Annotated in this window: 20 protein-coding genes and 3 tRNA genes; 13 read left to right on the forward strand and 10 right to left on the reverse strand. The window is 60.8% G+C overall.

Annotated features, from left to right (window positions below):
• The first annotated feature begins 73 nt into the window (after positions 1 to 73).
• The 11 genes from accD (at position 74) to AB3G35_RS12240 (ending at position 8768) form a co-directional block, all read left to right on the forward strand.
• The gene (gene accD, locus AB3G35_RS12190; RefSeq protein WP_016780511.1) at positions 74 to 994 is read left to right on the forward strand and encodes an acetyl-CoA carboxylase, carboxyltransferase subunit beta; all 921 of its coding nucleotides are present in this window, start codon (positions 74 to 76) and stop codon (positions 992 to 994) included.
• Positions 991 to 2298, forward strand: a complete 1308-nt coding sequence (gene folC, locus AB3G35_RS12195) for a bifunctional tetrahydrofolate synthase/dihydrofolate synthase (protein WP_315246825.1) — start codon at positions 991 to 993, stop codon at positions 2296 to 2298. Before accD ends, folC begins: the two co-directional genes overlap by 4 nt.
• A complete protein-coding gene (locus AB3G35_RS12200) occupies positions 2282 to 2899 on the forward strand; it encodes an SPOR domain-containing protein (protein WP_106116190.1) in 618 nt (205 codons plus the stop codon). The genes folC and AB3G35_RS12200 overlap by 17 nt, the downstream gene beginning before the upstream one ends.
• A 106-nt stretch (positions 2900 to 3005) precedes the next feature.
• On the forward strand, positions 3006 to 3563 hold the full coding sequence (locus tag AB3G35_RS12205) for a CvpA family protein (RefSeq protein ID WP_016780514.1): 558 nt from the start codon (positions 3006 to 3008) through the stop codon (positions 3561 to 3563).
• Positions 3564 to 3604: 41 nt separating this feature from the next.
• Positions 3605 to 5110 carry an amidophosphoribosyltransferase gene (gene purF, locus AB3G35_RS12210; protein WP_016780515.1) on the forward strand — a complete coding sequence of 502 codons (1506 nt, stop codon included), beginning with the start codon at positions 3605 to 3607 and terminating at the stop codon, positions 5108 to 5110.
• Positions 5111 to 5174: 64 nt separating this feature from the next.
• Positions 5175 to 6386, forward strand: coding sequence for an O-succinylhomoserine sulfhydrylase (locus tag AB3G35_RS12215; protein ID WP_016780516.1), 1212 nt, complete (start codon positions 5175 to 5177; stop codon positions 6384 to 6386).
• 8 nt (positions 6387 to 6394) lie between these two features.
• The gene (locus AB3G35_RS12220) at positions 6395 to 7162 is read left to right on the forward strand and encodes an SDR family oxidoreductase (RefSeq protein WP_166672968.1); all 768 of its coding nucleotides are present in this window, start codon (positions 6395 to 6397) and stop codon (positions 7160 to 7162) included.
• A 98-nt stretch (positions 7163 to 7260) separates the two neighbouring features.
• Positions 7261 to 7336, forward strand: a tRNA-Val gene (locus AB3G35_RS12225).
• Positions 7337 to 7391: 55 nt separating this feature from the next.
• Positions 7392 to 7468 (forward strand) — tRNA-Asp (locus AB3G35_RS12230).
• A gap of 101 nt (positions 7469 to 7569) precedes the next feature.
• Positions 7570 to 7646 (forward strand) — tRNA-Asp (locus AB3G35_RS12235).
• A 288-nt stretch (positions 7647 to 7934) separates the two neighbouring features.
• Entirely contained in the window at positions 7935 to 8768 is an 834-nt protein-coding gene (locus AB3G35_RS12240; protein ID WP_203304116.1) for a DUF2242 domain-containing protein, read from the forward strand.
• 235 nt (positions 8769 to 9003) lie between these two features.
• On the opposite strand, the gene AB3G35_RS12245 is transcribed toward AB3G35_RS12240, so the two are convergent.
• Entirely contained in the window at positions 9004 to 10044 is a 1041-nt protein-coding gene (locus AB3G35_RS12245; RefSeq protein WP_106116681.1) for an AraC family transcriptional regulator, read from the reverse strand.
• 4 nt (positions 10045 to 10048) lie between these two features.
• Positions 10049 to 11179, reverse strand: coding sequence for a carbon-nitrogen hydrolase family protein (locus AB3G35_RS12250; protein WP_106116680.1), 1131 nt, complete (start codon positions 11177 to 11179; stop codon positions 10049 to 10051).
• 210 nt (positions 11180 to 11389) lie between these two features.
• Here AB3G35_RS12250 and AB3G35_RS12255 point away from each other — a divergent pair, with 210 nt between their 5' ends.
• Positions 11390 to 13426, forward strand: a complete 2037-nt coding sequence (locus AB3G35_RS12255; protein ID WP_106116679.1) for an NADPH-dependent 2,4-dienoyl-CoA reductase — start codon at positions 11390 to 11392, stop codon at positions 13424 to 13426.
• Positions 13427 to 13536: 110 nt separating this feature from the next.
• Here the strand turns inward: AB3G35_RS12255 and AB3G35_RS12260 are convergent, their stop codons facing one another.
• The 6 genes from AB3G35_RS12260 to AB3G35_RS12285 form a co-directional block, all read right to left on the reverse strand.
• Positions 13537 to 14322 carry an amino acid ABC transporter ATP-binding protein gene (locus AB3G35_RS12260; protein WP_083369479.1) on the reverse strand — a complete coding sequence of 262 codons (786 nt, stop codon included), beginning with the start codon at positions 14320 to 14322 and terminating at the stop codon, positions 13537 to 13539.
• 16 nt (positions 14323 to 14338) lie between these two features.
• Entirely contained in the window at positions 14339 to 15580 is a 1242-nt protein-coding gene (locus tag AB3G35_RS12265) for an FAD-binding oxidoreductase (RefSeq protein ID WP_083369480.1), read from the reverse strand.
• A 48-nt stretch (positions 15581 to 15628) separates the two neighbouring features.
• On the reverse strand, positions 15629 to 16339 hold the full coding sequence (locus AB3G35_RS12270; protein ID WP_016780525.1) for an ABC transporter permease: 711 nt from the start codon (positions 16337 to 16339) through the stop codon (positions 15629 to 15631).
• The gene (locus AB3G35_RS12275) at positions 16336 to 17055 is read right to left on the reverse strand and encodes an ABC transporter permease (protein ID WP_016780526.1); all 720 of its coding nucleotides are present in this window, start codon (positions 17053 to 17055) and stop codon (positions 16336 to 16338) included. The genes AB3G35_RS12270 and AB3G35_RS12275 overlap by 4 nt, the downstream gene beginning before the upstream one ends.
• Before the next feature lie 104 nt (positions 17056 to 17159).
• The gene (locus AB3G35_RS12280) at positions 17160 to 17915 is read right to left on the reverse strand and encodes a transporter substrate-binding domain-containing protein (protein ID WP_016780527.1); all 756 of its coding nucleotides are present in this window, start codon (positions 17913 to 17915) and stop codon (positions 17160 to 17162) included.
• A gap of 13 nt (positions 17916 to 17928) precedes the next feature.
• Positions 17929 to 18804, reverse strand: a complete 876-nt coding sequence (locus AB3G35_RS12285; protein WP_016780528.1) for a MurR/RpiR family transcriptional regulator — start codon at positions 18802 to 18804, stop codon at positions 17929 to 17931.
• A 132-nt stretch (positions 18805 to 18936) separates the two neighbouring features.
• On the opposite strand from AB3G35_RS12285, the gene AB3G35_RS12290 reads away from it, so the two are divergent.
• Entirely contained in the window at positions 18937 to 19947 is a 1011-nt protein-coding gene (locus tag AB3G35_RS12290; protein ID WP_095041302.1) for an Ldh family oxidoreductase, read from the forward strand.
• A gap of 137 nt (positions 19948 to 20084) precedes the next feature.
• Here the strand turns inward: AB3G35_RS12290 and AB3G35_RS12295 are convergent, their stop codons facing one another.
• Positions 20085 to 21119 carry an AraC family transcriptional regulator ligand-binding domain-containing protein gene (locus tag AB3G35_RS12295; protein ID WP_369781505.1) on the reverse strand — a complete coding sequence of 345 codons (1035 nt, stop codon included), beginning with the start codon at positions 21117 to 21119 and terminating at the stop codon, positions 20085 to 20087.
• Positions 21116 to 22036, reverse strand: coding sequence for a GGDEF domain-containing protein (locus AB3G35_RS12300; RefSeq protein WP_369781506.1), 921 nt, complete (start codon positions 22034 to 22036; stop codon positions 21116 to 21118). The genes AB3G35_RS12295 and AB3G35_RS12300 overlap by 4 nt, the downstream gene beginning before the upstream one ends.
• Positions 22037 to 22059: the final 23 nt, after the last annotated feature.

Here is a 22059-nt window from a genome sequence, read left to right on the forward strand (position 1 = left end):
AATAATTTAGCTCAAGGGCATACACGGGGCCTGAACTCTACTGTTCTGGCCACCGGTACTGGAGAAAGAAAGCATGAGCAACTGGTTGGTAGACAAGCTGATTCCTTCGATCATGCGTTCCGAGGTCAAAAAGAGCTCGGTACCTGAAGGCCTGTGGCACAAATGCCCGTCTTGCGACGCTGTACTTTATCGTCCTGAGCTGGAAAAGACCCTGGACGTTTGCCCTAAATGCAATCACCACATGCGCATTGGCGCCCGCGCGCGCATTGACATTTTCCTGGATGCCGACGGCCGTGCCGAGCTGGGTGCAGACCTGGAGCCGGTTGACCGCCTCAAGTTCCGCGACAGCAAGAAGTACAAGGACCGCCTGGTTGGCGCGCAGAAGCAGACCGGTGAAAAAGACGCCCTGATCTCCATGAGCGGCACCTTGCTGGGCATGCCGGTGGTGGTATCGGCGTTCGAGTTCTCCTTTATGGGTGGTTCGATGGGCGCCATCGTTGGCGAGCGCTTTGTGCGTGCCGCCAACTACGCACTGGAAAACCGCTGCCCGATGATCTGCTTTGCAGCCTCCGGCGGTGCGCGGATGCAGGAAGCCCTGATCTCCCTGATGCAAATGGCCAAGACCTCGGCGGTGCTGGCGCGTCTGCGTGAAGAAGGCATCCCGTTTATCTCGGTTCTGACCGATCCGGTGTATGGCGGTGTTTCGGCCAGCTTGGCGATGCTTGGTGACGTGATCGTGGCTGAGCCCAAGGCGCTGATCGGTTTTGCCGGCCCGCGCGTGATCGAGCAGACCGTTCGTGAAAAACTGCCCGAAGGCTTCCAGCGCAGCGAGTTCCTGCTGGAGCACGGCGCGATCGACCTGATCGTAGCGCGTCAGGAACTGCGTCCACGCCTGGGCAACCTGCTGGCACAGATGATGGGCTTGCCGACACCTGTGTTCGTGGCTGCGCCTGTTGAAACCATCGTTGTTCCGCCGGCACCTGCAAACCTATGACCCAGCGCACCCTTGGCGAGTGGCTCGCCTATCTTGAACAGCTGCATCCAGCCGCCATTGACATGGGGCTGGATCGCGCACGCGAGGTAACGAACCGCATGGGGCTGCAAAAGCCTGCGCCTCGGGTGGTGACGGTAACGGGTACCAATGGCAAGGGCTCGACCTGTGCGTTTGTGGCCGCATTGCTGCAGGCGCAAGGGCTCAAGGTGGGGGTTTACAGTTCGCCCCACCTGCTGCGCTACAACGAGCGCGTACAAATTGACGGGGCTGAAGTCAGCGATGAACTGCTCTGTGAGGCTTTTGCGGCCCTGGACGCAGGGCGTGGCGATACGTCCCTGACTTATTTTGAAATGGGTACGCTGGCCGCCTTCTGGCTGTTTGAGCGTGCCCAGCTGGATGCCGTAGTGCTGGAAGTCGGGCTGGGCGGGCGACTGGATGCGGTCAATCTGGTGGATGCCGACCTGGCACTGGTGACCAGTATCGGTGTCGATCATGTTGAATACCTGGGCAATACCCGCGAATCCGTGGCCTTTGAAAAGGCCGGGATCTTCCGTGCGGGCAAGCCGGCCCTGTGTGGTGATCTCAATCCGCCACATACCTTGCTCGACAGGGCAGCCGAACTGGACTGCCCGCTGTTTTTGCGCGGTCGTGACTTTGACTTGAGCAGTACCGATCAGGTCTGGCATTGGCGGGGTCTGGATGCCCAGGGGCAATTGCTCGAGCTGCGCGATATTCCGCTGCTGGATCTGCCGATGGAAAACGCAGCGCTGGCCGTGCAGGCCTACGCGTTGAGCGGTCTGCCCTGGCAGCCCGAGCGGATTGTGGCAGCACTGGCCGCTACTCGAATCACCGGGCGGCTGGATCGTCGCCAGTTCAACTGGAAGGGCAAAACCCTGAACGTGCTGCTGGATGTGGGCCACAACCCCCATGCAGCCGAGTACCTGGCTCGCCGCCTGGCGCAACGGCCGGTTGCCGGCAAGCGCCTGGCGGTGTTTGGTTTGCTGGCGGACAAGGACCTGGATGGCGTAGTGTCACAGCTGACGGGGTCGGTCGTGCATTGGGCTGTTGCGCCGCTGGACACCCCGCGCACGCGCCCGGGGACTGAGGTCGAGGCCGCCCTGCAAGGTTTGGGCGCTTCGGTTTCGGCTTATGCCAGTTTGGCGCAGGCGCTTGAGGCGCAGTGCGAGCGGGCCACGGCCGAAGACGAAATCCTGTTGTTCGGATCATTTTATTGTGTTGCGCAGGCGCTCGAGTGGTTGGAGCAGCGTGCCACGCAGGAGGCTGCACATGGCTTTGCTGGATAAGGCATACAAACAACGGATGGTCGGTGCCCTGGTGCTGGTGGCGCTGGCGGTTATTTTTCTGCCGATGTTGTTCTCCCGGCAGGACGAGCAGCGTCAGATCCAGGTCGATGCGCCGAGCGCTCCTGAAATGCCAGTAATGCCGCAGGTCAAGATCGAGCCGGTTGCCGTACCTGAACCACAGGTTATCCCTGAGGAGCCGGCTCCGGTTCAGCAGCCGGTAGTCGAACAGCTGGCGCCAGCAGCGGTTGTGGCCAAACCTGTAGTGGCTGCGCCCAAGCCGCCAGCCGTCACGCCGGCACAGACGGTTGCCCAGGCTCCTGCCAAACTCGATACCACGCAAAAACGGGTTGACCCCAACGGCTTGCCGATCAGTTGGTCGGTCCAGTTGGTGAGCCTGTCCAATCGTGCCAGTGCCGACAACTTGCAAAAAACCCTTCGCAATCAAGGCTATAACGCTTATGTGCGATCTTCGGGCGGGATGAACCGGGTTTTTGTCGGCCCGTTGCTGGAGCGTGCAGAGGCCGACCGCCTGCGTGATTTGCTCGGCAAGCAGCAAAACCTCAAGGGTTTTGTGGTGCGCTTTCAGCCTGAACGTGGCTGACAGGGTAAAAAGGTGCAATCTGATTGCACCGGCACGGATAAATCGCCTTACCTGAGCGGCGGCGCTCTGCTAAAATGCGCCGCCTCATCTATCCGTAGGCTGAACTGTGCCATTTACCTGGGTTGACTGGGCGATCGTTGCAATCATCGCCATCTCCGCTTTGATCAGCTTGAAGCGCGGCTTCGTAAAAGAAGCATTGTCGCTGTGCACCTGGATCATTGCCGGGGTCGTTGCCTGGATGTTCGGCGGTTCGCTGTCGCAATACCTCTCCGGATACATCGAAACACCTTCCGCCCGCGTCATCGCCGGGTGCACCATCCTGTTTGTCGCCACCTTGCTGGTAGGCGCAATGATCAATTTTCTTATCGGCGAACTGATTCGCGTCACCGGCCTGTCCGGGACCGATCGTTTTCTCGGCATGGCCTTCGGCGCTGCGCGTGGCGCGTTGCTGGTGGTCACTGCCGTCGGGCTGTTGAGCCTGGGGCCGGTACAGCAAGACTCATGGTGGCAAGAGTCGCGGCTCGTGCCACAATTTCTATTGGTTGCCGACTGGTCCAAAAACCTCATTCTGGGGTGGAGCAGTCAGTGGCTGGCCAGCGGAATCAGCGTACCCGCTGATATTCCGTTCAAGGAGCACCTCTTGCCGGCTACCCAGCCCAAGTGAGCGGTGTTCAGTTCAGATCCATTAAGTAGGGGTTGCGTCGCATGTGTGGCATCGTCGGTATCGTCGGTAAGTCGAACGTCAATCAGGCGCTGTATGACGCGCTAACCGTCCTCCAGCACCGCGGCCAGGATGCTGCCGGTATTGTGACCAGCCATAATGGCCGGTTATTTCTGCGCAAGGACAACGGGCTGGTTCGTGACGTGTTTCATCAGCGTCACATGCAGCGTCTGGTCGGCAACGTGGGCATTGGCCATGTGCGCTATCCAACCGCTGGCAGCTCGACTTCAGCTGAAGCCCAGCCGTTTTACGTCAACTCGCCCTATGGCATCACCCTGGCGCATAACGGTAACCTGACCAACGTTGAACAGCTGGCCAAGGAGATTTACGAATCTGACTTGCGTCACGTCAACACCAACTCCGATTCGGAAGTGTTGCTCAACGTCTTCGCCCACGAGCTGGCGCAGCGCGGCAAGTTGCAGCCCACTGAAGAAGACGTGTTCGCGGCTGTGGCTGATGTCCACAACCGTTGCCTCGGCGGCTACGCCGTGGTGGCAATGATCACCGGTTACGGCATTGTCGGTTTCCGCGATCCGAACGGCATTCGTCCGATCGTCTTCGGTCAGCGTCATACCGACGAAGGCGTCGAGTACATGATTGCCTCCGAAAGCGTGTCCCTTGATGTACTGGGCTTTACCCTGATCCGCGACCTGGCACCGGGCGAAGCGGTGTACATCACTGAAGACGGCAAGCTGCACACCCGTCAGTGCGCGGCCAACCCGAAACTGACCCCGTGCATCTTCGAACATGTGTACCTGGCGCGTCCGGATTCGATCATCGACGGTGTGTCGGTGTACAAGGCCCGTCTGCGCATGGGTGAGAAACTGGCCGAGAAGATCCTGCGCGAGCGTCCTGAGCACGACATCGATGTGGTTATCCCGATTCCGGACACCAGCCGTTGTGCTGCGCTGGAGCTGGCCAACCACCTGGGCGTCAAGTTCCGCGAAGGCTTTGTGAAAAACCGCTACATCGGCCGTACCTTCATCATGCCGGGCCAGGCTGCGCGTAAAAAATCCGTGCGTCAGAAGCTCAATGCCATCGAGCTTGAGTTCCGTGGCAAGAACGTGATGCTGGTGGACGACTCGATCGTGCGCGGTACTACCTGCAAGCAGATCATCCAGATGGCTCGTGAAGCCGGTGCGAAGAATGTCTACTTCTGCTCGGCCGCTCCGGCCGTGCGCTACCCGAACGTGTATGGCATTGACATGCCAAGCGCCCATGAGCTGATCGCACACAACCGCAGCACCCAGGAAGTGGCCGAGCTGATCGGGGCCGACTGGCTGATCTATCAGGACCTGCCTGACCTGATCGATGCGGTGGGGGGCGGCAAGATCAAGATCGATGCGTTCGATTGCGCGGTGTTTGACGGCAAGTACGTCACCGGCGATATTGACGACAACTACCTGGAGCGTATCGAGCGTGCGCGCAACGATGCATCCAAGGTGGTTGCCCAGGGTGTGGGTGCCACCATCGGCATATACAACAACTAGGATTTCACCAAACCGGCCCTGATGGGCCGGTTTGCGTTTCTCTAATACAGCAAGGAGTGGCAGCATGAGTCAGGATTGGGATGCAGGTCGGCTGGACAGCGACCTCGACGGCGTAGCGTTCGACACCCTGGCGGTGCGCGCAGGCCAGCACCGTACGCCAGAAGGCGAGCACGGCGATGCGATGTTCCTGACCTCCAGCTATGTGTTCCGCACGGCCGCCGACGCGGCAGCGCGGTTTTCGGGCGAGGTGGCGGGCAACGTTTATTCGCGTTACACCAACCCTACGGTCCGTGCTTTCGAAGAGCGCATTGCCGCCCTTGAAGGTGCCGAGCAGGCCGTAGCCACGGCGACGGGCATGGCAGCCATCCTGTCGGTGGTCATGAGCCTGTGCAGCGCCGGTGACCATATCCTGGTGTCGCGCAGCGTATTCGGTTCGACCATCAGCCTGTTTGAAAAGTATTTCAAGCGTTTTGGCGTGCAGGTCGATTATGTACCTCTGGCCGAGCTGGCTGGCTGGGATGCGGCAATCAAGCCCAACACCAAACTGCTGTTTGTCGAGTCGCCGTCCAACCCCCTGGCCGAGCTGGTTGATATCGCCGCACTGGCAGAAATCGCCCATGCCAAGGGTGCCTTGCTGGTAGTCGACAACTGCTTCTGCACGCCAGCCTTGCAGCAGCCGCTGAAGCTGGGCGCAGATATCGTGGTGCATTCGGCAACCAAGTTTATCGATGGTCAGGGCCGTTGCATGGGCGGCGTGGTTGCCGGTCGTGGCGAGCTGATGAAAGAAATCGTCGGTTTCCTGCGCACTGCGGGGCCGACCCTGAGCCCGTTCAATGCGTGGATCTTCCTCAAGGGTCTGGAGACCCTCAACCTGCGTATGCGCGCTCACTGCGCCAGTGCCCAGGCCCTGGCCGAGTGGCTGGAGCAGCAGGACGGCGTGGAGAAGGTTCACTACGCCGGTCTCAAGAGCCATCCACAGTACGAATTGGCCCAGCGCCAGCAGCGCGGCTTTGGCGCCGTGGTTAGTTTTGAGGTCAAGGGTGGCAAGGAGGGCGCCTGGCGCTTTATCGATGCCACCCGCCTGATCTCGATCACCGCCAACTTGGGCGACAGCAAAACCACAATTACCCATCCTGCGACCACTTCCCATGGTCGCCTGGCACCGCAGGAGCGTGAAGCGGCCGGTATTCGTGACAGCCTGATCCGCATTGCCGTGGGTCTGGAAGATGTTGCCGACCTGCAGGCCGACCTTGCACGAGGCCTGGCTGCGCTGTGACCGACTGGATGCTCGAAGCACCGGTTGGCGGTAATGGTCGTGTAGCGCTGGTGACCGGCGCTGCGCGCGGCATTGGCCTGGGGATTGCGGCCTGGCTGGTCAGTGAAGGCTGGCAAGTGGTGTTGACCGATATTGACCGTGCCCGGGGCGCCAGGGTGGCCAAGGCGCTGGGTGAAAGTGCCTGGTTCGTGACGATGGATGTGTCGGTTGAGGCCGATGTCATCCAGTGTGTCGCCCAGGTGCTGGGTCAGTTCGGCCGCCTCGACGGGCTGGTGTGCAACGCCGCGATTGCGGATCCGCACAATACGCCCCTCGAAAGCCTCGACCTGCAACACTGGAACCGCGTCCTGGCGGTCAATCTCACCGGGCCGATGTTGCTGGCCAAGCATTGCGCGCCGTATCTGCGTGCGCATTGCGGGGCGATCGTTAACCTGGCTTCTACCCGCGCCCGTCAGTCGGAGCCTGATACCGAGGCTTATGTGGCGAGCAAGGGCGGTTTGCTGGCATTGACCCACGCACTGGCCATCAGCCTTGGCCCGCAGATCAGGGTCAATGCCGTCAGCCCGGGCTGGATCGATGCCCGGGATCCCTCTGTGAGGCGTTCAGCTCCGCTGACAGAGGCTGATCATGCCCAGCACCCGGCGGGCCGGGCAGGGGGCGTGGAAGACGTGGCAGCGATGGTGGCGTGGTTGTTGTCGCGCAATGCTGGTTTTGTCACGGGGCAGGAGTTTGTGGTGGACGGCGGCATGAGCAAGAAGATGATCTACGGCGAGTAAGGCCAGACCACTATTTTTGCATATTTCGAAAAAAACCCAATCTTGTCCTTGACTTAGCTTCGATAGGTGCGTAAATTTCGCGGCCTCAACGAAGCAAAGGGTGATTAGCTCAGCTGGGAGAGCATCTGCCTTACAAGCAGAGGGTCGGCGGTTCGATCCCGTCATCACCCACCACTTCTTGAGATTCTCGCAAGAGAAAGGTCGTTCCGAAAGGAGCTGCCACCGACGCGCAGCGGTAGTTCAGTCGGTTAGAATACCGGCCTGTCACGCCGGGGGTCGCGGGTTCGAGTCCCGTCCGCTGCGCCATATTTGTACAAATCAGGTTCGCCTGGTTTGCGATTGAAAAGCACCGAAGCTGTTCAGTCACAGGTTTAAAAGTTTCAAACGGGCGCAAGTCCGAGCGATACGCAGCGGTAGTTCAGTCGGTTAGAATACCGGCCTGTCACGCCGGGGGTCGCGGGTTCGAGTCCCGTCCGCTGCGCCATATTTGCTCCAGAGCCCTTGAACTCTCTGGAACTACAAAGAAAGCGACCTTAGGGTCGCTTTTTTTGTGCCCGGGATTTGGCTCGGGATGCTGCAAAAACTCTGTAGGAGCTGGCTTGCCTGCGATACACGCGGCGCGGTGCTTCTGATGGATCGCGCTGATGCCATCGCGAGCAAGCCCGCTCCCACAGGCTCTGCGCAGTTTAACGGGGGATGAGCCAATCAAACCCACGCAAAAAACACCACTTGATGCACAATACGTCCCGTACCGTTCTCTTCAGGATCTTCAATGCTTATGTCATTTCCCGTGCGTGCCGTTGTAGTCGCCCTCGTGCTGGCTGGTCTCGCAGGTTGTTCGTCGAAGAAAACAGCCATCTATGAACATGAAAACTTCGATGACTCCGGTACGTTCTCGCGCAATTACCCGGTGACCGACAAGGCTGCCTGCGAAGCAGCACGCCGCGCCTTGCTTAGCCAGGGCTATATCATCACCAGTAACGATCCGAAAATGATCAGCGGCCACAAGAGCTTCCAGCAAACCGGCGAAAGCCATCTGGAAATCAGCTTCAACATTGTGTGTGCCGATGATGGCGGTTCTGAGCATCACGCCACCATGTTCGCTAACGCGCTGCAGGACCGATACGCGCTGAAGAAAGTCAACAACTCTGCCAGCCTGGGTGTCGGTGTACTGGGTTCGGTGTCGATGCCGATTGGTTCGACCGATGACTCGATGGTCAAGGTCGCCAGCGAGACGGTGTCTTCGGCGCAGTTCTATGACCGTTTCTTTGGCTTGGTCGAAGTGTTCCTGCCCAAGCCCAAGGAAGAAAAGAAAGCGCAGCACGCCCCGCAACAACCCAAGCCTGAATTGGGTGTGCCGGAACCCGCGCCGGTGAAGGCTGAAGTCGTTGTGCCTGCAGCTGTGCCGGTTATCGTGCCCGAGCCAGTGGTGGCGCCAGTCAGCGAGCCGGTGGTGCCACCGGCAGCCGTTGAGCCTGTGCTGCCTGTTGAGGTGCCTGTAACGGTGCCAGCAGTTGTGGCACCGGTCACGCCTGTGGTCGAGCCTGCAGCCGAGCCTGCCATCACCCCCGTACCTGCCGCCGTAGAGCCCTCCGCCGTTCAATAACTGTGCAGTAAATCTCAAAAGCTCTGCTACGTTTATCAATGGGTATTGACAGTGCGCGCGAAGGTGTCATTTTTCCTTCATGCGGGCACTTTATGCTCAGGCATGACTTAACACAGACTGAAAAGGGATGCTGCAATGGACGACTATCAGGAAGAGCTGCTTGAGTACCAGGCTTTTGAACTGGACCCGCTGGACCCTGCCGATGACGCGACAGAGCTTTGAGCCCTGCATCGCTTCAGGCAGATTGGCGCTGACGCCGCCGGTACTCCCCCGGCGTCTGCGCATTCCAGCGCTTGAAGGCCCGCTGAAACGCCTCGGCTGAGGCAAACCCCAACAAGTAAGCGATTTCGCCGAAGGCCAGCTCCGTATCGCGGATATAGGTCATGGCGAGGTCGCGTCGTGTGTCATTGAGAATGGCGCGAAACTGCGTGCCTTCTTCTGTCAGCTTGCGGCGCAGGGTCCAGGTTGGCAGCTTCAGGCGTGCCGCCACTTCTTCCAGGTCGGGTTCGCGACCGCCATTGAGCAAAGGCCCCAGCAATTGCGTGATGCGCTCGCGCAGGCTGCGGGTACGGGTCAGTTGCTCCAGTTCCCGTTCGCACAATTGCAGCAGGTACGCCCAGGTGCTGGGGCAGTGCTGGGGGTTGCGCAGGTCGAGGGTGGCGTGATTGAGGCGCAGCTGATTGGTGTCGGCGCGAAAGTGGATTGCGGCACTGCCCAGCTCGCTGTAGTGCAGCGCGTAATCCGGCTCGCTGAATTCAATATCGATCTGTTCGCAGCTCAAGGGTTGCGCCGCGACCGTTGACAGGTGCTGCAACCAGCCAGCGATGATCGAGTCCACCACAAAGCGGTTATAGGCGTTGTACGGGCTGATGGAGTAAAACCGCAGCCAGGCGCCCCGGGCATCTTCGTGCAGGCTCGATTGCCCGCGGTAGTTGGAGCCGTACAAGGGCTCGAAGCGGATCAGGGTGCGTGCCGCTTCGCGCACGGTGGGGGCCTGGGCTGCGGTAACCCCGGCCAGCCCCACCTGGCTTAGGCGGCTAAGCTGGCCCATGCGCAGGCCCAGGGCCGCGTTGCCGGTCAGGGCAATCGCGGCGTGGCCCAGGCGCATATAGCGGGGGATCGACAGGCGTGCCAGCGGCTGGGCCAGACGGGCCGTGTCCAGGCCAAACTGTTCGAGCAGGGGGGCCGGGTCGTGGGCGCAACTGCGTACGGCGTCAGCCAGGGCCTGGACAAACCCGACCGAAAGATCGCCCAGGCGCATCGGCAGCGGCTTCATGGCATTACAACCAGAGATTGAGCAACCGGGCGCCGCTCACCGGCTGGTCCGGGCTGGTCTGGCCGTTGCGGCTGATAAAGCCCTGGCCGGTGCTGTGCTTGTCCCAGAACTTGCCGCGCAGGAACACGGTCATGCCCGCTTCGGCGGTGCTGCTGGGCAGGCTGCTGATCAGGGTCAGGCGATGCCAGGCATCGCCTTCGCTCACTTCGCCGGGCTTGAGGCTGATTTCGCTGGGGGTCGATACGCTTTTATAGCCGCCCCAGGGCTTGTCCCAAGTGGTCTTGCCGACGATAAACGCTGGCACGGCAATCAATTGCACACCTTTTTCGTTGAGGGTACGGTAGTTCTCGGGGTACCAGCTGTCGCTGCCGATCAGGATGCCCAGGCGCCCGGCCGGGGTATCCACCACATTCAACTCATGGTCGGGGCCTGGCTGGATATAGCTTTGCTCTTCATAGGTGGGCAGTAACTGAAGCTGGGGTTTGCCGAGCGCTGCGCCGGTGCGGTCAAACACCACGCTGCTGTTGTACAGCGGGCCGCTGCCGGGTAGCAGTTTGCCGTTTTCGATACGCGGCTCGGGCAGGGCAATGCTACCGGCCACCAGGGTCACGCCAAACTCTTTGGCCAGGCCACCGAACAGCGTCTGGTAATCAGCGGCCATGCTGGCGGCCTTCATGCGCAGGTGGGCATCGTTGGTCCGGCTTTCGCCGTCGGCCCGTAACCAGGCACCGGCGAAGGCCAAGGGGTTGCTGATGGCCAGCCAGTGCATGGCTTCATTGAGGTTGGCCGCCTGGTACAGCTGGCTTTTTTCGCCACGGAACATCAGCCACGAGCCGATATGTTCCGGCAGTACCACCACGGTTTTGTCGTTGATCAGGCCGGCGTCGCGGGCGCTGTTGAGGTACGCCGCGAGCTTTAGGTGAACCAGTGCCAGGCTTTGATAATCCCGTGGTGACAGATCGGGTTCGATGCCCAGCAGGTTGCCACGGTCGTTATTGACGCCGTCGTTGATGGCCAGCTCGATACGCAGGTCAGACAGGTAGTGGCCAACGTCCCTTTGCGTGGTCCACCAGGCATAGCTGCCGGCAGCGGCGAGAAGGGCAATCAGTAAGGTGCAGCCAATGAGTTTGCGCATAGAGATAGAGCGGACAGCTTTCAGCGGAATTCGGCCTCTAGGGTAGGTGGCGCGCGCCGGCTTGCCAAGGAGTGCTGCGCATTAGGGTTAATAATTTGTAACTTTGGGTCATTGAGTGGGGCCGATTGAGTCTTTACTGTGCCTCACATCAACGACGGGAGCCGCAGAGCATCCCGCGTTCCGTGATTTCGCCCGTTGTGGAGCTTTTCGATGACCGCCACCCGCTACCCGCATTTGCTCGCCCCCCTGGACCTGGGTTTTACCACCTTGCGCAACCGCAGCCTGATGGGCTCGATGCACACTGGCCTGGAAGAAAAGCCCGGTGGCTTTGAGCGCATGGCCGCCTACTTTGCCGAGCGGGCCCGCGGCGGTGTCGGCCTGATCGTCACTGGCGGCATTGCGCCCAACGATGAGGGCGGGGTGTACAGCGGCGCAGCCAAACTGAGCACCGTCGAAGAAGCCGAAAAACATGTGGTCGTGACTCGCGCGGTACACGATGCCGGCGGCAAGATCTGCCTGCAGATCCTCCACGCCGGGCGCTATGCCTACAGCCCGCGCCAGGTCGCGCCGAGTGCGATCCAGGCACCGATCAACCCGTTCAAGCCAAAGGAGCTGGACGAGGAGGGCATCGAAAAGCAGATCAGCGACTTCGTGACCTGCGCCAGGCTGGCCCAGAGCGCGGGCTATGACGGTGTCGAGATCATGGGCTCGGAAGGCTACCTGATTAATCAGTTCCTGGCGGCGCACACCAACCAGCGTACCGACCGTTGGGGTGGCAGTTACGAAAACCGCATGCGCCTGCCGGTGGAAATCGTGCGTCGCGTGCGCGAAGCCGTTGGCCCTAATTTCATCATCATTTACCGCCTGTCGATGCTCGACCTGGTGGAAGGCGGCAGCGTCTGGGAAGAAATCGTGCAACTGGCCAAGGCTGTCGAATCGGCCGGTGCGACCCTGATCAACACCGGTATCGGCTGGCACGAAGCGCGTATCCCGACCATCGCTACCAAGGTGCCCCGTGCCGCGTTCAGCAAGGTCACGGCCAAGCTGCGCGGCTCGGTTAACGTGCCGCTGATTACCACCAACCGCATCAACACTCCGGAAATCGCCGAGCAGATCCTGGCCGAAGGCGATGCCGATATGGTGTCGATGGCGCGTCCGTTCCTGGCCGACCCCGAGTTCGTCAACAAGGCGGCTGCCGGGCGCAGCGACGAGATCAATACCTGCATCGGTTGCAACCAGGCATGCCTTGACCACACCTTTGGCGGCAAACTGACCAGTTGCCTGGTCAACCCGCGTGCCTGCCATGAAACCGAACTCAATTATTTGCCGACCATTGCCGTGAAAAAAATCGCCGTGGTGGGTGCCGGCCCGGCCGGGCTGGCTGCTGCCACCGTGGCCGCCGAGCGCGGGCATGAAGTTATGCTGTTTGACTCGGCCAGCGAAATCGGTGGTCAGTTCAACGTGGCCAAGCGCGTGCCGGGCAAGGAAGAGTTTTTCGAAACCCTGCGTTACTTCAAGCGCAAGCTGCAAACCACCGGCGTCGAGCTGTGCCTGAATACCCGGGTGGATGTGCAGCAATTGGTCGATGGCGGTTTTGACGAGATCATTCTGGCCACTGGCATCGCGCCACGGACTCCGGCGATTCCGGGCATCGATCATCCCAAGGTGCTCAGCTACCTGGATGTGATTCTGCAGCGTAAGCCGGTGGGCGCCAAAGTGGCGGTAATTGGCGCGGGCGGTATTGGTTTTGATGTGTCGGAGTTTCTCGTGCACCAGGGCGTTGCTACCAGCCAGGACCGTGAAGCGTTCTGGAAGGAATGGGGCATCGACAGTGCGCTTGAAGCTCGCGGCGGTGTGGCGGGGATCAAGCCCGAGGTGCATGCCCCGGCGCGCCAGGTGTTCCTGCTGCAACGTAAGAAAACCAAGGTAGGCGACGGCCTGGGCAAGACCACCGGCTGGATCCACCGCGCGGGTCTGAAAAACAAGCAGGTGCAGATGCTCAACAGTGTCGAGTACCTGGGCATCGACGATGCAGGACTGCATATTCGCATTGGCGAAGGCGAGCCGCAGGTGTTGGCAGTGGACAACATTGTCATCTGCGCCGGGCAGGACCCGTTGCGTGAGTTGCAGGACGGTCTGGTGGCAGCGGGGCAGAACGTGCACTTGATTGGCGGCGCGGATGTGGCGGCGGAGCTGGATGCCAAGCGGGCCATTGATCAGGGGTCGAGATTGGCGGCGCAGCTGTAAAGCGCCCTCACCCTAGCCCTCTCCCTGAGGGAGAGGGGACTAAAAGCAAAAGCAGCTATTCGCAACGTCACAAATCAGTCCCTTCACCCTCTGGGTGAGGGACTTTGCTCTTAATGCACGATCTGCGCTAAAAACGCCTTGGCCCGTGGGCTTTTCGGGGCGTTGAAAAACTCTTCCGGCGGCGAGTCTTCAATCACCATGCCGCCATCCAGGAACAACACCCGCTCCGCCACCTGCCGGGCAAAGCCCATTTCATGGGTCACGCACAACATGGTCATGCCACTGCCGGCCAGGTTGACCATCACGTCCAGCACTTCGCTGACCATTTCCGGGTCCAGTGCCGAAGTCGGCTCATCGAACAGCATGATCTTCGGTTCCATGCACAACGCCCGGGCAATGGCCACACGCTGCTGCTGGCCGCCGGACAACTGGCTCGGGTATTTATCAGCCTGGCTGGCAATGCCGACCTTGGTCAAAAAGTGTTGCGCCAGTTCGATGGCTTTTTTACGCGACAAACCGCGCACCGACATCGGCGCCAGGATGCAGTTGTCCAGCACACTCATATGCGGGAACAGGTTGAAATGCTGAAACACCATGCCGATTTCACTGCGCACCTTGCTCGCCTCGCGGGTAGGCAGCGACAGGTCGGTGTCGTTAATCAGGATGCGCCCCTGCTCGGCGATTTCCAGGCGGTTGATGCAGCGGATCAGCGTCGACTTGCCGGAGCCGGACGGGCCGCACAGCACGATGCGTTCGCCTTCGCGCACTTTCAGGTCGATGCCCTTGAGTACATGAAAAGCGCTGTAGTACTTGTTCAGCCCGGCGATATCCACGACTACCTTGCGGGTGTCAGTGACTGGCGACACGGGGTGTACGTAAGCAGGTTGTGCAAGCATGGTGTGTCTCCAGTAATCAGTGAAAACGCTCGGCGCTGTAGGGCGCAGGGTCGGTGAAGGGTTTTTCCCCGGTCATCATTTCGGCCAGCAGGCGCCCGCTCACCGGGCCCAGGGTCAGGCCGTGGTGGGCATGGCCAAAGTTGAACCACAGGCCCTTGTGGCGGCTGCCAGGGCCAATCACCGGGCACATGTCCGGCAGGCACGGGCGCCGGCCCAGCCAGGGTTCGGCATCCACGCGCTCACCCAGCGGGTACAGGCGTTGGGCGCGTTCTTCGCAGCGGCGCAGCTGGATTTCATTGATCGGGTCATCGCTGTCGGCAAATTCGATCCCGGTGGTCAGGCGAATGCCTCCGACCATCGGTGCCAGTACATAACCGCCCACCGAATCGAGAATCGGGTGCTGCATGGTCTGGCCGTCTTTGGCGGCGTAGTGCATGTGGTAACCGCGCTTGATCGCCAGGGGAATGCGATAACCCAGGGGTTCGAAAATCGCCCGCGCTTGCGGGCCGAGGGCAACCACTACTTCATTACCGACGATCAGGCCCTTCTGGCTTTCGACCTGCCATTGCCCGGCGGTAGCTCGCAGGCTGGTGGCATCGCCTGTGACAAAGGTGCCGCCACGTTTTACAAAGAGTTCGGCGTAGCCGCGGGTCAGGCCGCCGGGATCGCTGACGGTCTTGGGGTCAAGCCAGTGGATGCCGCCGATCACATCGGTATGCAGGCCCGGTTCCAGGGCGTGCACCTGCTGCTCGCCCAGCACCCGGTAGTTGAGTTTGTACTCGCCCAGGGCCGCCGCATCGCGCTGGGCCTTGTCGAAGTCGGCCGGGGTGCGATAGACCTCGATCCAGCCGCTGTCATCTATCAGCGCCGTGACGCCGGCCGGTTCGGCCAGCAGGTCGTGTTCGCTGACGCATTTTTCAATCAGCGGCAGCATGGCGCGGGTGGCCTTGGCCAGCTCCTTGGGCGCGGATTGCTGCCAGTACTTCAACAGCCACGGCCCGGCCTTGGGCAGGTGCTTGAGGCTGTAGCGCACGTCCGATTGCTGGTTGAGGCCATAGCGCAGCAGGCGCGAGATCTCCCGCGGGAACGAGTAGGGGATGACGCTGGCGCGCTCGATCAGCCCGGCATTGCCGTGGCTGGTGCCGCTGCCCGGCATTGCGCGGTCAAGCAGCACCACGCTGCGCCCGCGGGCCTGGAGTTGCAACGCTGTACTGACGCCGACAATGCCGGCGCCCAGAACGATAGTGTCGCAGTGCATAAACAAATCCTTAAAACAGGGGCCGTGTTCGCAGCCCGGACAATGGGCTTACTGCAAGTGACGGCCGAGGCGGCCTTCGATCAGCTTCAGGCTGCGGCGCACCACTTCCACGATCAGCAGGTAGAGCACGGCGGCCCACAGGTAGACCTGGAAGTCGAAACTGCGCGAGAACGCCATCTTGGTCACGCCCATCAGGTCGTATATGGTCACCAGCGAGGCAATCGCACTGGCCTTGATCATCAGGATCAGCTCGTTGCCCAGCGGGCCGATGGCCACCAGCAGCGATTGCGGCAGGATGATTTTGCGAAAGGCGGTCCAGCGCGACAGGTTCAGGGCCTTGCAGGCTTCACGCTGGCCCTGGGCCACGGAGAGGATGCTGCCGCGCAGGATCTCGGCCTGATACGCCGCCGTGTTGAGGGTAAAGGCCAGCAGGGTGCAGAACCACGCATCGCGGAAAAACCACCACAGCCCAACGTCCTGCCAGAAGCCCTTGAACGAGCCCAGGCCGTAGTACAGCAAAAACAGTTGTGCCAGCAGTGGCGAGCCGCGAAAGAAATAGACGTAGGCGCCGGTGAAGCTGCGCAAAAAACGGTTGCTGGACAAACGCCCCAGGGCGATCAGCAAGCCCAGCAAGGCGCCGAGGGTGAAGGAAATCGCCACCAGCTTGCCCGTGACCAGCAGCCCGTCGATAAAGCGCGGGCCGTAGCGTTCCAGCAAATCGGGGTTGAGAAACATGTTTTGCAGGTCCGCCAGGCTCATGGCTGCACGCTCCGTTGGTGGCGGCTGAAGTAGCGCTCAAGGAAGGCGAACAGGCGCCCCGAGATCGCCGAGAAAAACAGATAACCCAGGCAGGCGACGGTGTAGAACAGCATCGGCTCTTTGGTCACGCTCACCGCCAGGTTGGTCTGGCGCATCAGGTCCACCAGGGAAATGGTCGACACCAGCGAGGTGTCCTTGAGCAGCGACAACCAGTTGTTCGACAGGCCGGGCAGGGCGATGCGTGCCAGTTGCGGCAGTACCACCTTGCGAAAGGTGGTGAATTTGCTCAGGCCCAGGGCCGAGGCCGCTTCGAACTGGCCCTTGGGGATGGTCTTGAATGCGCCCAGCCAGATCTCGCTGGAGAAGGCGGCAAATACCAGGCTGAAAGCCACCATCGCGGCGACGAAGGTATTGATCGTCACCTGGGCGTCGTAGCCCATCATGGCGAGGATTTTTTGCGCGGCGATCTGGCAGCCGTAATAAATGATCAGCAGGGTCAGCAGTTCCGGCAAACCACGAAATACTGTGGAAAAAGTGGTCGCCCACGCCCGCAGCCAGCGGTTTTTCGAGCGTGCCGCCACCGCTACGGCCAGGCCCAGGGGCAAGCCGATGGGCAGGCAGCTCAAGGCCAGGGCAATGGTCACCAGCGCACCGGCGAGCAGCGCCGAGCCCCAGCCGCCACTGGCAAAAGAAAGGAGTGAGAGTTGATCGAGCATGCTCGAGTCCCCGGGCAAAATTGGGCCGAAATTCAGCCGCCGCGCACTTCAGGTGCGCAGGGCCGGGTCAATGGCAGGGAGGCCCTCAAACGAGGGCAGGCGACTCAGTAAATGTCGAAGTCGAAGTACTTGCTGCTGATCTTCTTGTATGTGCCGTCGGCGACGATTTCGTCCAGCGCCTTGTTGAAGCGCTCGCGCAGCACGGTGTCGCTCTGTCGCACGGCAATGGCCGCGTCGGCATTGGTGCCGTTGACGTCACCGATAATCTTGCAGCAGTCGTCGCTGGCCTTGTTGATCCACTCCAGCAGCGGGAATTTGTCGGCAATTACCGCATCGACGCGGCCGTTTTTCAGCTCGGCATTGGCTTCGTCCAGGGTCGGGTACAGGTTGAGCTTGGCCCCGGCTTTTTCGTAATGGTCTTCGGCGTAGATGCCCTGGGTTGCAGCACCCTGGGCACCGATGGTGCGGCCCTTGAAGTCGATCTGGGCATCGGTGATGTCAGAGTCTTTAGGTACGGCAATGGACAGCGGCGTGCGGTAGTAGTGATTGGTGAACGCGATTTTCTTCTTGCGTTCATCGGTCACGATCATCGAAGCCACGATAGCGTCGTACTTTTTCGCCATCAGCCCCGGGATGATGCCGTCCCAGTCCTGGGCAACGATCTTGCACTGCGCATTCATGCGTTCGCACAGGGCATTGGTGATATCGACGTCAAAGCCGGACACCGTGCCGTCAGAATTGGTGGTGTTGAAAGGAGGGTAGGCGCCTTCGGTGGCGATAGTCAGCGTATCGGCGTGAGCGTTGGCTGCAACGGCGGCCACCAGGGCGCATGCACTTGCAAAGCGAATGACGTATTTCATCTAGCACCTCGTTTTATTGTTTTGATCCGGGTGAGGATGTGTAGCCCACGAACTCATTGTGTAAGGCCGCGGTTGCCTCAAGACGCTTCTCAACGTCAGGCCCCAGTTGTTTGCACACTTCGTTGATCAGCAGATGCACCAGCGACAGCATGGCCGCGGTGGATTCCCAGAACAGGTTGAATTCGGTGGGCACGCGGAACACTTCACTGGCGCTCTGGTCGGCCCAGTCACAGAAGGTGTCGGTGATCAACGTGACCTCGATCCCGGCCTCGCGCGCCTTGCGGCACAGCAGCTGGGCGTGGCGTGAATAGCGGCGGGCTTCAAACACCACCAGGGCACAGTCGGCGGGTGGGCACAGCAGTACGTCGGCGTAATGCCCGGCGGCACCGTCCACCAGCTGTACGCCGTCGCGCAGGTATTGCAGCAAATGCACCATCGAGGCGGCGATCCCGCGCTCGGTCTGGAACCCTGCGACAAACACTTTGCGCCGTGTGGCCAGGCGCTGGCTGACAGCCTGCCACTGCGGCGTGAGGCTGTATTCGTAGACCTTGACCAGCGCCCCGACTTCCAGCTCGAAGCTGCGCGGCAAGGCCTGCGGGCTCTGGCTCGATTGCTGGCGGAATTCTTGCAGGCGATCACCGACCAGCCACGGGCCGTCGCCCAGGTCGTCCTTGAGATCGTTTTTCAAATCCTTGAAATGGCTGTAGCCCAGGGAGCGGCAAAAGCGCCCGACACTGGATTCGCTGACTCCCAGTTTGCTGGCGATGTCGGCGGCGGTCTGAAAGGGCAGTTCGTAAAGATTGGCCAGCATGTAGCTGGCAATCGCCCGACCCGAAGGTGCGGCGGTTGACAGACTGCTTTCAAGGCGTTGTTTAATCGGCTGGCTCACGACTGCTTCCTGTTTTTATTTCAGCGCGTTGCAGAAAGTGAATGTTTTCTGTCATTAAGTCAACAATTGACAGAGAACTGTCATCGAAGGATAGTTTGCCTCAGACAAAAATAATCAGATTGGAGCGCCAGAATGTCTTCCACGCAGTCGCTTTCCCTCGCCGAATTGACCGCTTTGCTGCAGCGGATTTTCGAGCGTCATGGCACATCCCGGCAGGTTGCCGGGGTATTGGCCGATAACTGCGCACGGGCACAGCGGGATGGCTCCTACAGTCATGGCGTGTTTCGCATTCCGGGCTATCTGTCGTCGCTGGCCAGCAACTGGGTCAATGGCCAGGCGGTGCCGGTGGTTGAAGACGTCGCCGCGGGGTTTATTCGCGTGGATGCGGCGGGGGGCTTTGCCCAGCCTGCGTTGGCAGCCGCCCGCGAGTTGCTGGTGGAAAAAGCCCGCAGTGCCGGGATTGCGGTGCTGGCGATTCGTAACTCCCATCACTTCGCGGCACTCTGGCCCGATGTCGAGCCGTTTGCCGAAGAAGGCCTGGTGGCCTTGAGCGTGGTCAACAGCATGACCTGCGTGGTGCCCCACGGCGCGCAAAAACCCCTGTTCGGCACTAACCCGATTGCCTTTGCCGCACCGTGCGCTGATGGCAACCCCATCGTATTCGACTTGGCCACCAGTGCGATTGCCCACGGCGACGTGCAAATTGCCGCCCGCAAAGGTCACTCGTTGCCTGCCGGCATGGGCGTGGACAAGCAGGGCGAGCCGACCGAAGACCCGAAAGCCATTCTCGACGGTGGTGCCTTGCTGCCTTTTGGCGGGCACAAGGGCTCGGCGCTATCGATGATGGTCGAATTGCTGGCGGCGGCGCTCACAGGCGGTAACTTTTCGTTTGAGTTCGACTGGTCGAAACACCCGGGGGCGCAAACCCCGTGGACTGGTCAACTGCTGATCGTGATCGACCCGAGCAAGTCCGGCGGCAACAGCTTTGCCCAACGCAGCGCCGAGCTGGTGCGGCAGATGCATGCGGTGGGGCTGGAGCGCATGCCAGGTGATCGACGCTTTATCGAACGTGCCAAATCGTTGAGCGAAGGCATCCCGCTGGGGGCTGAAGAACTGGCCAAATTGCGCGAACTGGCAGGTTAACTGAACACCGCAAAACCTGTGGGAGCGGGCTTGCTCGCGATTGCATCGCCGCGGTTCGCCAGATAACCCGCGTAGCCTGCATCGCGAGCAAGCCCGCTCCCACAATCCATCTGTGCGCATCAGGTTTTGGTGGTGGCTTACAACGCCAAAAACTGCCGTATCAGGTTGGGCGTACACCCCGTCCAGCGCTTCAGGGCCCGGCGAAAGTTCGCCGGGTCGTTGAAGTTCAGGTATTCGGCCACGGCTTCGTTGCTCAGGCCCTTGATCTGATACAGGTACAGCGCCATATGCTTGCGCGCCTGATCCTGCTGGGCCTGAAAATGGGTGCCGTGCTTGTTCAGCTTGCGCTTGAGGGTGGCCTGGCTCACCGAAAAATGTTGCGCGGCCTGCTCAAGGCCTGGCGCCTGTTGGGCGTTGTTGCGCAAGTACACGTACAAGCGGTCAAGCAGGCTGGCGCGAAACCCCAGGCTGTGCAACTGCTCCTGTGCCTGTTGATGGGCCACTTGCCGGGCAATGGCCGAAGCGTTCGGCCAGGGTCGGGTCAGGTATTCGCGGGGCAGGCGCATCATGTCCAGCTGGCAGCCGAACTGGGCGTTCTCGCCCAAGTGCACCCAGTACTGCTCGACATAGCGCGGCTGCGGGTGGCTGAAGCTGCATTCCCACGGCAGGCGCTCGCCGCTGAGCCACTGACTCATGGCCTTCAGCGCCGTCATGCTGGCCTCCAGCACAAAACGCAATTGCTCCCCGGCTCCGCAACTGTCGAGCCAGTACACATAGCAGTACTTGTCGTCCAGGAGTAGGCGCGGGGTGAGCAAGGGGCTGAGCAGGGCGCGGTGATGGATCAGGGTTTCCAGGGCTTGATGCAGGTTCTGCGCCTGTTGCAGGGCATGGCTGGCCGGACCGTAATGCCCCGGCCACAGGCGCTGGCCAAACAGAAAACTGCTGTCATCGGCTTCAAGCAAACGTTGCGCGTTGGCGATCAGGGCAAAGCACTGTTGCGGGCTGAGGCGGGTGTGCCCGGCAACGATATCCTCGTAAAACAGCCCGGTGCCGCGCAGCAGGCGATGGCTGTCGATATCCCGTGACAAAGCAAGGTCGATCAGGGTCGCAGGTTGATAGTGGCCGGCAATAAATCGGCTGTCGGCTTCGTACCAGCGGCTGTCCAGGGTCATGCGCGTTTGCTCCGTGGCGGCTTTGCCCGCACCAGCGTCAGGTTGAGGCGCTTGAGCAGCTCATCGGGCGCTTCGTCGAAAGCCATCACCACCGCGGTACTGGCCGACAGATACACCCGTTCGCCATGTTGACGGGTTTTGTGGGCCAGACTCTGTATGGCCTGTTGCAGCTCCAGGGCCAGCAGCCGGGCCTGGCTCTCGCCGGTATTGGGCAGCAACACCACAAAACGGTCGCCGGCCAGCCGGCACAGCAGGTCGTGGCGGCGCAGGTTGAGCAGCAGCAACTGGCTCAGGGCTTGCAGCACGGCGTCGCCTTCGGCGTGGCCGTAGCTTTGATTGATGGCTGTGAAGTCGTCGATATCCAGTGCCAGCAACGACAGCGGCTGTTGCTGCTCGACGCTTTGCGCCAGACAGTCGCTGACCTGGCGCTTGAGGTATTCGGCGCCACCCAGGGGGGTCAGTTTGTCGAACAGGCGGTGTTCGCGAAACACCCGCTCGCGCTTCTCCATCTGCTGGTTAATGGCCTGTTGCTCGCGATGCCAGTGGAACAGGCCGATGGTCAGCAGGATCATGCCGACGGGCATGGGCGCCGACTCTATCCAGTGATCCCAGCCGATGTGCTTGGGCAGGCGGATAAATTCGTCGAGCACATCCACCCACCAGGAAAAAAACATAAAGCACAGGCCGTACGCCAGGTAGTTGGTGACCCTGCCGGTGGGTCGGCTTTTAATCACCAGCCCCAGCCAGAACAGCATAAACAGGGCGGTGCCGCCTTCGCCGAAGATATCCAGCCAGTGCCACTCGCTGAAGGTTTTGGGGGTGCCGAATGCCAGGTTCAGCAGCACCGCGGCATTGGCCGCCAGCAGCAGTAAACCAAGCTTGTAGCGATGGTGTTTAAGCACGTTTAACCAAGTCATCACAGTTCTACCCAAACCTATTG

It is taken from the genome of Pseudomonas sp. WC2401, from assembly GCF_041200115.1.
GTDB lineage: Bacteria > Pseudomonadota > Gammaproteobacteria > Pseudomonadales > Pseudomonadaceae > Aquipseudomonas > Aquipseudomonas fragi.